Raw genomic sequence first — 14,182 nt, 5'->3', positions numbered from 1 at the left:
AAAAAATAGCAGTAAACTATTTTAAAGTTCACTGCTAAATTTTTTAATTGTCCAATAAGTCATTCATTAGTGTGTCTGCAATTACATCTTCCGTATACTTTCTAATATTTCTTACATTAGTTAATTGAGGTAACGCCTTCTCTATTTTTTGCATTATCAATGTTTGATCTAATTTTTCAATAAATTGTTTTTTCATGTTTTTGGGATTGATAAACTCGTTAATCATTCTCTCTGCAATTTTCTTTTTATCTTCATCTGTAAAATCAGTAAAGTGAATAAACCCATCAAATCTACTTAATAATGCATTATCTATATTTTTCTCCATATCTTGTATAGACTGTAAATTTGAAGTACAGATTATTATAGAGTTACTAACATCTACAGTAAAATTTTGATCAGAATAAATTCCTTCGTCAAACATTTGAAAAAATGTAGTTTGAAAAAAGGGAGGTGCTAGTGCAAACTCATCTAATAATATAACGTTAGAAGTTCTATTGAGCAGATGCTTTGAAAAAGAATCTTCACTATGGGAAGTAGATTTGAAAAACCTAACACTTGAATCTCCGCCTACCATCGTCATTTGTTCACGTAAAAGTGTTCCTTTTGTATATAAGGTGGTAGATAAATATTTTGCAGTTTCTGTTTTACCAATTCCAGGATTTCCATAGAACATTAGTACCAACGGCTTTTTTGTTGGTCTAATCATTTGTGCTATCAATTTCCGGCATATTGCCTTTTTTGCAATAGTTTGGCCAATTATATTTGAATCAAATCCTTGTTGTACTTTTCCTATTTGGGTTGCATTAATTTTAGGATAACTATAATTCTTTTCCTTGACAGTTCCTTCCATTTGCTTCAATTTGTCATAAAAAAACTTTGGTGGATTATTGATTATTAAGGTGTTTATACTGGAATAACTTTCAAATATCGATACTATATTATCGATGTTTTCAAATACATGTGAGTTGATTCCTGAGCAATCTTCTAGGGTAATAACACACGTTTCAAAATCTTCATCTAAATTTGATATCACAGATTCTAGCGTTATATCCTTAGTCCAATTACGAATAATTCGACTGAAAAATATTTTATGTTCGATTGGTTGTATTCTCTTGTTGAATTTTGTTCTTGGTTCATAATAAATTTCAATATTCATTTTTATACTCCTGCTAAAATAACATCTATTATTTCGTAAGTAATTTGCGTAGTTTGTTCTTCATCAAAGTCTAATCCTGTTTTTGTGGTATTATGTGGGGTCGTCATATTATCAATTTGGTGTTCAAATTCTAGGTTGGTATCTAATGATTCGCCTACCTTAACTCCAAATAATGTTAAGTCCATTTTGGTTAAGTCATTTAAATTATAATTATTTCGTAATCCTGCAATATTAAACCTTACGATTTTTTTCTTGCCATTTTTACATATACAAAGAAGATCGTAATATCCTGAAAGTGAATCTAGGGTATCCTCAATTCCTTTAATATTGATACCGCTGAAGTTTTCTTTATCTTCAGCGCTTAAAGTATTTAATTTATTAATATCATCAATCATATGCAGTATAGGGACTAAATTCCTAAAATATGCAGAAGAATCCTTAGGTATAATAAGTTGATGATTCTCTAATTTAGTAATTTTTTGATTAGTTTTGATTATATCCATAAAGCTACTAATTAAAGTACTAGTAATTTGAGTTTCAATAATATTGTTTTTCTGATGGGAAGCATTTCCAGATAGTTTTAATCTAGCAAAATTAAATATACCCTTATTTACAGATGCTCCTGCTTCCACTTGAGCTGCTGTCTCATTTAGTTTTTTGATTACTACAGATTCCATACCTTCTTTTTCTAACTCCAATAAATCTACAGCTGCTTGCTCATCAAAATATACAATTTTCCCGAACTTCTCTTTCGATTTCTTCGACATAGTGTATTCTCCTAGCTATATTTAATAGATTAATTATAGCAAGGACTTGTTATTTTATATACTCAAATACGCCATGTGGAGTGACGAGGAACTCTCCATTAATCTCTAAATCTCGACCTAGTGCGCGATAATCAATATAATTTTGCAAATTAGCGGGTACTTCACCAAGCATTCCTGTTTCTTCTACATAATAACGAGCCACATCTTCCATATCCTCACAATCGGCATAACAAATAATATCGTCTTGATGTTCCATTAGTTCTTCCAAACTATCAAACCAGTAGCTTTGAATTTCAGAAAGTTCATGATAAATCGGAGAGCCTTCTAATTCTTGTACCATGGCACATAAACGATTGATTTCAGAGATTGGTGTATATTCATCAATCTCAAACGGCAACTCGTAATCGTGCACGGCATATTCTTCATATTCCCCATTTAAACCGATTTTTTCTTTCATATCTTCTATATCAATAGGTGGCGTAAACCAAGCGCCAACCAATTCTCCCTCATTGTATTTTCCGAGGTTGGCAATGTAAACTTGCATTTCCATATTATGCACTTCCTTTTCTTAAAAATAGACATAAAAAAAGCATCAACATTTTATCTGTTGATACACTAAATTGAATTGTTTATCCCTACCGCACTACCGTTTGGTCCACCATTTTTTTGTAAAACATAAGAACACCACTTATCTTTTACAAAAAAAACGGTACAATTTAAGACCCTATGATTCGATTGAATAGGCTTAACAATACATCTTTCACTCCACTTGCATTAAAAACTAATCCCACCGCAATTAACGCAACAATCAAAAAGCCAATCAATTTGGAGAACTCACGCTTAAATCCTAAATAAATTCCAATCACAACAATTGCCATCAATACTAAAGACTGTGCATTACTTAAAAACCAGTTGTATAAATTTTGACCAAAATTCATTTTTCTTTCTCCTTCCATCTTCTAATACTTTGTCACTTGACGCATACATTCGAAAAACCATAGAAACACTCCACCAATAACGGTAAACAAAATCAATTTCAATAGTTTCATGGAATCTCTCTAATCTATCATTTAATTACTTCTTCTGTCGCAAGCGCCTGTTGTATCAACAATTGTTGATGACGCTTGGTTAACTTTGCCCGATCTAACATATCTTTTATCACAGTCGTTTGATTGATTTCATCAAGTTTAGTCGCTAATTTCCAAATAGGGGCAACTTGTCGAGCTAACCATCTGAGCGTTTTATCGAACGTATAAGGTTCAGGTTTTGTGGTTAATGAGATTTTTCTGTTTACACCTAAATCTAAAAATCGTTGCCATTCTTTATTGATTTTCCAACTACTACGACGTTTTTTCTCGTCCTTATCGACAAAACGAATATACCGATTAATAATCGAAAAGGCAGTTCGTCCAGCATCTTCATACACCATTAAATCTACAACCGCATGATAGGCACGATCATTCTTTAAACGAATTTCAAAACGGTTCTTGGTGTCTGTATCTTCCAGTGATGTGCCGTGCTTTACATATTGTTCGTAATCCTTCTCATAGGCGCAGAAGTATACATCACTTTTTAACGAACCGATATATAACGTATTGCCCATATCAGGCTTTTCTTCGCTTTGTACCAATTCACCAGAACGATAGCTTTTAAAACTACGAAACACAGAGATACATTCTTCATTTCGGCATTTTTGAGTTAGAAACGGAATATCCAATATACCTGTCTTATCGTTTATCGCAAGGTCAATTCGTTTAAATACGCCACCAACGCGAAACACATCCATAAAAAAATCAAACCACGTTCGCTGTTGGGCTAGTAGAAAATTTTCAAATTGCCTACATCCTTTTCCTTTGAGTTCGAGTAAACAACCTTTGTCCTCATCAGGCGAAACCATCACCACAATATCGCCAAAGACATATTGTTCAAGGTAAGAATAAAACGCATAATCTTCATGTAACATGTATTCCATTTTCAATTTCAAAATCTCTTCAATGACAGGCTTTGGATTGGTTGTTAAAAAGCGAATTCTCACATAATCAAACAAGATTTCTAAAGGAGCGTCTGGATTAAACTGTTCTAAAACATTGAACAAAGTATTTTGTAATGTCTGAGTAGGAGTCACTTTTCCTGTTTCAATTTCACTAATATATTGTCTTGAAATACCTACATGAACAGCCAATTTATTTTGTGATACACCGTATTCCATTCGTTTTTCTCTTAATTGTTGATACCAAGTTTCTTGATTCATGCGCATCCCTCCAAACTAAAAAAAGATGTCAACTAAAGTCTAAAAGCTGACATCTTCTTCATATGCTTCAAACCGTTGTGCCATCAAGCTTTGTTCGGCTTTTGGAACAGTTTCCTATTGTTTTTCTACCCCCCTGTTAGAAACGGGGGGTAAAGCGTGGCTATCGCCACGCAGGCTTCGCCCAGCACAGCGGTTTTCGCTTCGCACACCGCAGCGCTGGGCAGCCTTTATGACTCTAATTTACCAATTTCTTTTAGAAAATCATGTCCTTTTGGGACAAGCGGTGTATAAAATTCAGAAATAACGTTATCCCCTTTATCGACATAGCCACGACCTTTAATCTGTTTTAAGAAAAACTGTTTTTGCACGTCGCTGCTAAACATCATTCCATATCCGAGCTCACTCATACGACCTAAAGCAACCCGAAAATTAAACTGATCTCGAATCCCATCTCCAAGATATTTTGCATCTGGCCGTTGACAGGCAAGAATAAGGAAAAATCCAGCTTGTCGTCCTAACATAACAATTTGTTTTAGCTTGGTTAACACCGCTGTATTTTCCTTAGAAGCAAGCATTTCCATAAATGCCACGTACTCGTCAAAAATTAAAAAGTGAGGAGATAAGCCTAAATAAGCATAGTTTTCTCCTGTCTTATAGTTAGGCATCTGTTTCATTTCTTCACTACGAGCCATCATAGATTCATAAAACTCATCGATACAGGTTATCATATCTTCCTTTTTGTAGTACACATCAGGCATAACGGTAGCTAAGTCGGCTAAATCGGCATTTTTCGGATCTAAAATATACAATTTTGCATCTGTTTTGAGTAGCGCTTCAATCAATGTAAGAATAAAATAGCTTTTTCCTCCGCCTGTTCCACCAGCAATTAACATATGGGGAAGCTTATCATACTCCCAATCCATTGACTTCATGAGCTTTAAGCGTCCATTTTGTGCAACAACTTCATCAATCGAAATACGGTTCGCAATCATATCATAAAAAAGAACATACTCCACATAGGAATCATGTAACTCTTTTGATACCAATTCACAATACAGGCCACTTTCTAATTTCTTTTCTAAATTTAAAAGTGGTTCTTGATATTTTCCGAGTGTAATTTCTACTTGAATATAAAGCAACCCTTTTTCAAACCGATAATACATCTTTGGAAAATGACTGATTTTTTCCTTTGTTTTATTGGATGGAATGTCCTTAAAGAAGCTCTCTTGTGTAACTTGTTTCGTTTCGTACCAGCCATTTTCCAGAATCATTTTTGCAAGCTTTTGACGGTGAATAACTTGTTTTATTTTGTCATATCGATAGCGATAATAGAGATACGCGCATCCAGCGGTTACAGCTAGGCTTATTAACAAGGTCACCAATCCATACGTGCTGATAAAGTGTGCTTGAAACACATCCAATTTCCACGTGGTAGAGAGTAAAAATGACAGATGAAAAGGGATAAAGGAAACGAGCCATACGCTAGACAATCCAAAGAATACAAATTGAAATACGAGAGAAGCATCTTTTTCCTTAATGCGTTTCCCTCGTCTTCGGAAATTCCTCATTATTTATCCTTAGTTGGCGCAGGTTTTGAATCATTACCGCCTTCCGTTACTGCTTTTCCCTTTAAAACCAAATCATCCGCCTTAATGTACCAATCGACATCCGCACCACGGAATGTTGCATTTGCAACAGTATCTGCGACAGGATTAATAAGCTCTACTTCCGCATTATAATCAAATTCTTTCAATGGAACAGAAACAGGAATACTCACTTGAATCATGCGCCCTTGTTCACGAGACTTTAAATCATAGGTGCGTTCCTTTACTTCTGATGATACTGTACCATCTTCGTTTTGAAGAAACACTTCGCGTCGTAATGCAGAAAATTTTAATAAGCCAAATGTCTTTTCTTTATCGATTACAATTCCTTGTGCTAATCTCATTTCTTTTTCCTCCTTATGCTTTTACCATGTCATCTGCATGTAAGATATAATTTGTGAAACCACGATCCCCAATTTTATAACCTTCTGCGGTAATACGTGGGTTTATCAACTTGACATTTTCCTCGGCTTCAAAGAATTTTTCCCCAGCCTCTTGTGGGAGAATCACCTCAATATCATCTGCACGTTGAATATCGGAATATAGGTTATATCTGCGAGACAGTGTAGTCATACGTCCATTGATCCGTCGCTGTTCGACTTTCCCTTCTCCTGCGTATTCTAAATTTCCAAAAGTCTTTTCCATGTTTGGAATAACATGTTTCAATTCCATTATCTATTACCTCTTTTCTTATTTTTATTTTCACTTATGCATCAATGTGGGAATCAAAGTAAGAAGGGAGGAGAACGAGAAATGTTTATTGTAATCACTCCTTACGCTTCTTGAAAACGATAATCTACACGTCCATAAATCACACACCAAAAAACAACCATCGTCTCTCCTTGTTTGTCACGTATCAATTTCCCGTAAGGAAAAAACGGAAAGTCTTCAATCTCAATCTCATTTAAAACAAAATGATCGTCTATCCATTCCATCACCTTTTCTTCATTTCCTTCCAAAGAAACCACTCCCCTCATTGTTTTGCCAATAAAAGAGCGTGACGGATGCTAATTACCACACGCTAAAATTTGTCATAAGCTACCCTTTTCTAAAGAAAGACTACTTTCCACTTCATTTCCCCACACATCCCAATTTGGAGAAATTTGTCTGGCGAACAATTCAATGCGTGGTAAATCTCCCATCAGTTCTACAATTTGTTCTCTAGCGATGTCTGGTTTCTTACTGTGTCCTTCGACTGGGCTAACAATTAACTGATGAACCCTCTTCGATACTCTTTTGGGACGACCTTTTACAGCTAATAAGCAAATTTCAGCATTCGAGCGTGTCCAGTGACCCAAGCCAAAGAAAAAGCCATTCCCTGATTTATTTTGTTTCACCCAAACAAAAGCAACTGTTTTGAACGTAAACCCCCATGCAGCGATAACTTTTAACGCCTCTTGTAACATAGGGAAGGTTGCCCACAAAAATAAAACACTATCTTTGTGAGAGATAGTATTAATAGGTAGATTACAAATGTCTTTCAAGCTCATTGTGCGATAATGATTTTCTGCCACTCCACTTCCTTTATTTTGTCGATATTGCCACGGTGGATCAGCATAAATAATGTTGTATTTCATATGTCACCTCTATTCTTAATTTTTAGGCATAAAAAAAAGACGCTCATTTTAATTGAACGTCTATAGACAATAGAATCTATTTAATTTAAAATTATTATTTTCTTGTGTTCCCACACCCCAGATTAATTACCACCGAAACAGTAATGTGATTTTTGAGTATCTTATTTCTAGTTTTTTCACCATCTGATACAAAAACGAAATGCTTGTGAAAGTGCTTAAAACTAAGGATTTCTATAAAGTTTGGCGTTGTAGCAACGATACACACTCCACATGCGTCGTATGCGGAAACATATCAACAGGCTGCACTTCCACCGTTTGATAGCCGCCTTCTTCAAGGATCTTGAGATCACGCGCCAGCGTTGCCGGGCCGCATGATACGTAGACGACTTTCTTTGGCTTCATTTTAAGAATTGTTTTTAATAATGCTTCGTCACAGCCTTTTCTCGGCGGATCAACGACGATGACATCCGCTTTGATGCCTTGCTTGTACCAGTTAGGAATGACAACTTCAGCCTCTCCTACTTCAAACTCAGCGTTATCAATGTTGTTTAGCTTAGCGTTGCGCTTAGCGTCTTCAATCGCTTCGGGAACGATTTCTACTCCGTATACCTTCTTGGCTTTTTGCGCTAAAAACAGAGAGATTGTCCCAATTCCGCAATATGCATCAATCACCGTTTCTTCTCCTGTTAAATCTGCATACTCAAGCGCTTTGTCATAAAGTACTTTCGTTTGCTCTGGGTTTACCTGATAAAATGACTTGGCTGAAATAGCGAACTTAACGTCACCGATATAGTCATAAATATATTCTTCGCCCCAAAGTACGTTTGTTTGATCACCCAGAATAACGTTTGTGCGCTTTGTATTGACGTTTTGAACGATTGATTTCACATTCGGCACGGCTTTAACGATTTCTTCAATGATGTGTTTTTTGTTTGGAAGCTCGCTTGTGCGAGTAACAAGCACAACCATAATTTCTCCCGTCGTTAAGCCGTAGCGAGCCATGATGTGGCGAATGGTTCCTTTGTGTTTTTGCTCATGATAAGCGGGAACATTGTACTTTTCAAGAATGCTTTTAACAACTTGAACAACATCATCGTTTTCTTGCTGTTGAATTAGGCACATGTCCATATCAATGATGTCATGGCTGCGCTGCTGATAGAAGCCAGCCACTAAGCCACCGTCTCGATTTGCAACAGGAACCTGCGCTTTGTTACGGTAGCGCCAAGGATCTGTCATACCCATTGTTGGTAGCACCGGCACGTTTGGCAGGTGGCCAATTCTTTCCATTACCCCTTGGACCTGCTTTTGCTTAAACGAAAGCTGACCTTCGTAACTTACGTGCTGAAGCTGACAGCCTCCGCACTGCTTATACACAGGACAGGGAGGTTCTACGCGAGCTTCGCTCACCGTACTGTGATTCATAAGTTTTCCAAACGCATAGCCTTTTTTTACTTTTATTACTTTCACTTGGCCGCTTTCGCCAGGCAGTGCGTTCTGAACAAAGATTGGAAAGCCGTTTACTTTGGCTACGCCTGAACCGTCATGTGTTAAATCTTCAAACGTAACATCTATATAATCATTTTTTTCAACTGGTGGTGTTAACTTTTCCATTTATCGTACATCCTTTGTATTTAAAAATGCTGAACTGATTGTACCACATCGATTCCCTTTACACAAAAGTCGTTTCCATAAAAAAAGATCGCAGTTAGGCGATCTCATTTTTCTCCATTAATTTCGCTGTCTCTTTTGGGACAAAAACTTCTACATGTCGATATAAATTGACAAATTCCCCAGGCAATAATCCGCCGTATTCCCCATCAAGGTTCAGCTGCATCTTATCGTTTGTATGAATCTTAACGCGATTTGCTTTTGTATAAATAATATGGGGGTCATTGATGTGCTCTCCGCGTAGCGCTAATGTAGCAATACGAATAAACTCAGCTAAGTTAGCTTTTTTCAAAATAATTAAATCAAACATTCCATCATCTAAAGAGGAATCTGGCGCTAGCTTCTCAAAGCCTCCAACCGAATTTGTTAAAGATACTAGAAACATCATAATATCTCCGCTAAAAAACTTGCCATCATACTCAATTTCAACCGTGGTTGGCTTAATTGAAGGCAGCATTTCCATTCCTTTTAAGTAGTAAGCAAGCTGACCCAGCATTGTTTTTAACTTACTCGGAACTTCATACGTAAGCTCTGTTAAGCGGCCACCGCCTGCAATATTTACAAAGTGATGCGTCTGTCCTTCGTTGGTAACTGCACCTAGATCAATCGCTTTTGGGACACCGTTAATGATAACATCAACCGCTCCTTCGATCATACGAGGAACGTTAATTGCACGAGCAAAGTCATTGGTTGTTCCTACTGGAATAATCCCTAGCTGAGGTCGATAGTCTTGTCCAGCAATGCCGTTAATAACTTCATTAATCGTTCCATCACCGCCAGCAGCAATGACGATATCAAATTTGCGCTCCACTGCTACCTTAGCAGCTTCTGTCGCATCACCAGCACAGGTAGTTGCATGACAAGACGTCTCATAACCAGCTTGCTCTAGCTTTTGAAGTACCTCTGGTAAATTCTTTTTAAAAATTTCACGCCCCGATGTCGGGTTATAAATGATTCTCGCTCTTTTCATTTTCATCATCCTAATAATGATAATTTATCAAAATCCAAACCAATTCAATATCTACATTATATACATCTGCATAATCTCTATTCCAAAATAAGACCCCCTCTTAAAATAGCAGCTACAATTTTACGAGGGGGCAGTCATCACATGATGTAAAGAAATTAACGGTCGCTAATTAGCGCTTTTTAATTTCTTCTAATAAAATTTTGTTAACCATTGGAGGGTTGGCTTGACCTTTTGACGCTTTCATAATTTGCCCTACTAAGAATCCAATTGCACGGTCTTTACCATTTTTGAAATCTTCAATTGATTGAGGATTTGCATCTAACGCATCCGTTACAAACTTGCGTAGCGTTGCATCGTCAGAAATTTGCACAAGGCCTTTTTCTTTTACGATTTTTTCTGCGCTTCCACCATTTTCAATTAACTCTTTGAAGACTTTTTTCGCAATCTTAGATGAAATTGTGCCTTCCTGAATTAACTTAATCATGCCCGCTAAACCTTCTGGAGTTAATGCTACATCAGCTAACTCTTTTTGGTTTGAGTTTAAGTATGCTGATACTTCACCCATTAACCAGTTAGAAGATAACTTCGCGTCTCCGCCAGCTTCAATCGTTGCTTCAAAGAAATCAGACATTTCTTTTGTTAGCGTTAATACCATTGCATCATAAGCAGGTAACCCAAGTTCTTCAACATAACGTTTCTTACGAGCATCTGGAAGCTCTGGAATTGACGCACGGATGCGCTCTTTCCACTCATCATCAATATGAAGTGCTACAAGGTCTGGCTCTGGGAAGTAACGGTAATCATCCGATCCTTCTTTTACACGCATTAAGAGTGTTTCGCCTGTTGATTCATCAAAGCGGCGTGTTTCTTGCTCAATGATTCCACCAGCTAATAATACTTTCTCTTGGCGCTTTTCTTCATGCTCAAGACCTCGACGTACGAAGTTGAAAGAGTTTAAGTTCTTTAACTCTGTTTTTGTACCGAACTTCTCTTGTCCAACTGGACGTAGAGAAATATTGGCATCACAGCGAAGTGAACCTTCCTCCATCTTACAATCAGATACGCCTGTGTATTGGATGATAGATTTTAATTTTTCTAAGTATGCGTAAGCTTCTTCCGGAGAACGCATATCTGCTTCTGATACGATTTCAATTAAAGGCGTACCTTGACGGTTAAAGTCTACTAGAGAGTAACCATCACCTGTATGCGTTAATTTACCCGCATCTTCTTCTAAGTGAAGTCGGTTAATACGAATACGCTTTGTTTCACCGTTTACTTCAACTTCAATCCAACCGTTTTCACCAATTGGTTTATCAAATTGAGAAATTTGATAAGCTTTTGGGTTATCCGGATAGAAATAGTTTTTACGGTCAAACTTTGTATCTGTTGCGATTTCACAGTTTAATGCAAGAGCTGCTTTCATCGCGAAGTTAACCGCTTCTTTATTTAGAACTGGCAGTACGCCAGGATATCCCAAGTCGATAACGCTTGTGTTCGCATTTGGCGCTGCTCCGAACGCGTTTGGACTTGCTGAGAAAATTTTAGATTTTGTCTTAAGTTCAACGTGTACTTCAAGACCGATAATCGTTTCAAAGTTCATCTTCTTCTCACCCCTTACAGTGCTGGTTTCGCTTTGTGATGCTCAGTTGCTTGTTCGAATGCATGAGCGACGCGATAAATTGTGCTTTCATCAAAATGCTTACCGATAATTTGCAATCCTAATGGTAATCCGTTCGCAAGGCCACAAGGTACAGAGATACCTGGTACGCCTGCAAGGTTTACTGGAATTGTTAAAATATCATTTGCATACATTGTTAACGGATCATCTGTCTTTTCACCAATTTTGAACGCTGGTGTTGGCGTTGTAGGACCAATGATAACGTCATAGTTTTCAAATACAGATTCGAAATCTTCCTTAATAAGCGTACGTACTTGCTGTGCTTTTTTATAATAAGCATCATAATAACCTGAGCTTAACGCAAATGTACCAAGCATGATACGGCGCTTCACTTCGTTACCAAAGCCTTCGCTACGCGTTTGCTTGTACATTTCAAGTAAGTTTTCAGCATTATCTGTGCGGTATCCATAACGTACACCGTCAAAGCGAGATAAGTTTGCAGAAGCTTCTGAAGAAGACAGTAAGTAGTATGTTGCTAAGGCATACTTAGAGTGTGGTAATGAAACCTCTTCCCAAGTTGCGCCAAGGCTTTCTAATACTTTTAATGCATCCAGTACAGATTGACGAGCTTCTTCTCCAACACCTTCACCTAGATATTCTTTTGGTACAGCAATTTTAAGGCCTTTAATATCGCCAGTTAAAGCAGATACATAGTCTGGAACATCTACATTTGCAGAAGTTGAATCCATTGGGTCAACGCCTGAAATCGCTTGAAGTAAATACGCATTATCTTCAACTGAGTTTGTGATTGGTCCGATTTGATCTAAAGAAGATGCAAATGCAACAAGACCGTAACGAGACACGCGTCCGTATGTAGGTTTTAATCCAACAACACCACAATAAGCCGCTGGTTGACGGATTGAACCACCCGTATCAGAACCTAGTGAGAATGGTACTTCGCCAGCTGCAACAGCTGCTGCTGAACCACCGCTAGATCCACCCGGTACATAATCTAAATTCCACGGGTTACGAGTTAATTGTAGGCCAGAGTTTTCAGTTGAAGAACCCATTGCGAACTCATCCATATTTAATTTACCAATCGTTACTGCTTCAGCTGATTGTAGCTTTTGAACAACTGTTGCGTCATAGATTGGATCAAAGTTTGCTAGAATTTTACTGGAGCACGTTGTGCGTAAGTCTTTTGTTACGATGTTATCTTTCACACCGATAGGCATACCAAATAACAAACCAAACTCATCTTTCGTTTGTAGCGCTTCGTCTAGTTGTTTTGCGTAAGCACGAGCGTTATCCTCGTTTAGTGCTAGGAAAGCACCCACTTTATCATCTACTGCGTTAATACGCTTATACGATTCTTCTACTAGGTCTTGTACACTTACTTCTTTGCTATGAAGAAGCTTATGTAATTCTGAAAGTTTACGATCAAATAATGACATCGTAAAGCCTCCTTTCTTATTCTAAAATAGTTGGTACGCGGACGTATCCATCTTTATGGTCTGGCGCGTTTTTCATTACATCTTCAACAGGTAATCCTTTTGCTGGCTTGTCCTCACGCATTACGTTTTTCACGTCTAGTACGTGTGAAGTTGGTTTTACGTTTGTAGTATCCAATTCATCTAACTGCTCAGCGTATGTAATGATTGCATCTAATTGCTTCGTAAATAGAGCTGCTTCTTCATCTGTTACAGCTAATCTAGCTAAATGTGCAACATGTTTTACTTGTTCAACAGAAATTCTTGACATGTTCGTTCACCTCCGAATATTCGTCCCACTACAATATACTGATAATACCAAACTTCACTAGCATCAAGCAACATTTCTGAGAGCAGTTCCATAAATATAAAATCTTCCTTTTAAAATGATAGGGGTTACACTCTATATTCCTCTAGAAAAGGGATTTTTCTCCTGGACTTATTTAGAGTTTTTATTCCTTTTCTTCTAAATGAATAGCTCGTTGACATATATATTAATAACCTCTTCATAAGTTTCTTAATCAGAAGTATAGAGGTAAATAAAAAGGTCGAAAATGAATATGACTGCTAGTAAGGAGTGTGAACATACCATGAATCCATTACTCATTTACTCGACTATTCATAAGCGTCCTGTCTACCAAGAGTGTCAAAACTGGTTTGTGCTAGATGAAGAATTTTCATTTGACTTGCACAGCCTGCAAAAAGAAGTATTCTCATGTCTTAACCGAAAGTTCACAACCCCAGTTGTGTTTTGTGACTCTTGTGAAGCCAATAAGATTGTTTCTGAACTTGGAGAAGAAGAGGCAGAATTCCTTCAATATGCATCCGCCGTTTATTGGAGGGAAGTTGGCATCATTTTTATATTTAATTTTGAGGAGTACTTACCTTTGATTGAAATAATCTTTCATGAATTGCGTCATGTGATGCAAGAAGATATTCCTTTTTTTAAAAAGCAGTTTGAATTTGATAAAAAGTTGCCATATGAAGAGCGAAAAACTGAAAAGGATGCATTTCAATATGCTAAGAGTCACCTGCAAAAATTCATGAAATCTCACCAAGACACACCTTTTTTCTCACAATG

At 37.2% G+C, this 14,182-nt stretch carries 16 protein-coding genes; 1 reads left to right on the top strand and 15 read right to left on the bottom strand.

The window, feature by feature from the left end:
- Nucleotides 1-43: 43 nt before the first annotated feature.
- From BFL01S_RS07335 to gatC, 15 genes are all read right to left on the bottom strand, one after another.
- Nucleotides 44-1,156, bottom strand: coding sequence for an AAA family ATPase (locus BFL01S_RS07335; RefSeq protein WP_061785322.1), 1,113 nt, complete (start codon nt 1,154-1,156; stop codon nt 44-46).
- A gap of 2 nt (nt 1,157-1,158) precedes the next feature.
- Nucleotides 1,159-1,923: a DUF6414 family protein gene (locus BFL01S_RS07330; protein ID WP_061785321.1), complete on the bottom strand. Its 765-nt coding sequence runs from the start codon at nt 1,921-1,923 to the stop codon at nt 1,159-1,161.
- A 49-nt stretch (nt 1,924-1,972) separates the two neighbouring features.
- On the bottom strand, nt 1,973-2,473 hold the full coding sequence (locus BFL01S_RS07325; protein WP_061785320.1) for an antirestriction protein ArdA: 501 nt from the start codon (nt 2,471-2,473) through the stop codon (nt 1,973-1,975).
- A 166-nt stretch (nt 2,474-2,639) separates the two neighbouring features.
- A complete protein-coding gene (locus tag BFL01S_RS07320; protein WP_061785319.1) occupies nt 2,640-2,861 on the bottom strand; it encodes a hypothetical protein in 222 nt (73 codons plus the stop codon).
- Between the two features lie 128 nt (nt 2,862-2,989).
- A complete protein-coding gene (gene mobT / locus BFL01S_RS07315) occupies nt 2,990-4,174 on the bottom strand; it encodes a MobT family relaxase (protein ID WP_061785318.1) in 1,185 nt (394 codons plus the stop codon).
- Between the two features lie 227 nt (nt 4,175-4,401).
- Complete coding sequence (locus BFL01S_RS07310; RefSeq protein ID WP_061785317.1) at nt 4,402-5,742, bottom strand: FtsK/SpoIIIE domain-containing protein; 1,341 nt, start codon at nt 5,740-5,742, stop codon at nt 4,402-4,404.
- The gene (locus BFL01S_RS07305) at nt 5,742-6,122 is read right to left on the bottom strand and encodes a YdcP family protein (RefSeq protein ID WP_061785316.1); all 381 of its coding nucleotides are present in this window, start codon (nt 6,120-6,122) and stop codon (nt 5,742-5,744) included. Before BFL01S_RS07305 ends, BFL01S_RS07310 begins: the two co-directional genes overlap by 1 nt.
- 13 nt (nt 6,123-6,135) lie before the next feature.
- Entirely contained in the window at nt 6,136-6,450 is a 315-nt protein-coding gene (locus BFL01S_RS07300) for a YdcP family protein (protein WP_033826676.1), read from the bottom strand.
- Nucleotides 6,451-6,551: 101 nt separating this feature from the next.
- Nucleotides 6,552-6,746 carry a hypothetical protein gene (locus BFL01S_RS07295; RefSeq protein WP_439950863.1) on the bottom strand — a complete coding sequence of 65 codons (195 nt, stop codon included), beginning with the start codon at nt 6,744-6,746 and terminating at the stop codon, nt 6,552-6,554.
- Nucleotides 6,747-6,809: 63 nt separating this feature from the next.
- Nucleotides 6,810-7,355 (bottom strand): MT-A70 family methyltransferase, encoded by a 546-nt coding sequence (locus BFL01S_RS07290; protein ID WP_061785315.1) that lies wholly within the window; start codon nt 7,353-7,355, stop codon nt 6,810-6,812.
- A gap of 231 nt (nt 7,356-7,586) precedes the next feature.
- Nucleotides 7,587-8,966 carry a 23S rRNA (uracil(1939)-C(5))-methyltransferase RlmD gene (gene rlmD / locus BFL01S_RS07285; protein ID WP_061785314.1) on the bottom strand — a complete coding sequence of 460 codons (1,380 nt, stop codon included), beginning with the start codon at nt 8,964-8,966 and terminating at the stop codon, nt 7,587-7,589.
- Between the two features lie 94 nt (nt 8,967-9,060).
- The gene (locus BFL01S_RS07280) at nt 9,061-9,993 is read right to left on the bottom strand and encodes a diacylglycerol kinase (RefSeq protein ID WP_061785313.1); all 933 of its coding nucleotides are present in this window, start codon (nt 9,991-9,993) and stop codon (nt 9,061-9,063) included.
- A 169-nt stretch (nt 9,994-10,162) separates the two neighbouring features.
- Complete coding sequence (gatB, locus tag BFL01S_RS07275; RefSeq protein WP_025910460.1) at nt 10,163-11,593, bottom strand: Asp-tRNA(Asn)/Glu-tRNA(Gln) amidotransferase subunit GatB; 1,431 nt, start codon at nt 11,591-11,593, stop codon at nt 10,163-10,165.
- Nucleotides 11,594-11,607: 14 nt separating this feature from the next.
- The gene (gene gatA / locus BFL01S_RS07270) at nt 11,608-13,065 is read right to left on the bottom strand and encodes an Asp-tRNA(Asn)/Glu-tRNA(Gln) amidotransferase subunit GatA (protein ID WP_025910461.1); all 1,458 of its coding nucleotides are present in this window, start codon (nt 13,063-13,065) and stop codon (nt 11,608-11,610) included.
- Between the two features lie 16 nt (nt 13,066-13,081).
- Nucleotides 13,082-13,372, bottom strand: a complete 291-nt coding sequence (gene gatC / locus BFL01S_RS07265; protein WP_025910462.1) for an Asp-tRNA(Asn)/Glu-tRNA(Gln) amidotransferase subunit GatC — start codon at nt 13,370-13,372, stop codon at nt 13,082-13,084.
- 388 nt (nt 13,373-13,760) lie between these two features.
- Between gatC and BFL01S_RS07260 the strand changes: the two genes are divergently transcribed.
- A partial coding sequence (locus tag BFL01S_RS07260) for a DUF3920 family protein (RefSeq protein WP_235859208.1) occupies nt 13,761-14,182 on the top strand: 422 nt, incomplete at its 3' end.

Source organism: Priestia flexa NBRC 15715 (genome assembly GCF_001591565.1).
GTDB lineage: Bacteria > Bacillota > Bacilli > Bacillales > Bacillaceae_H > Priestia > Priestia flexa.
The sequence above is the reverse complement of the archived record's forward strand: the minus strand, read 5'-3'. Positions and strand labels throughout refer to the sequence as shown.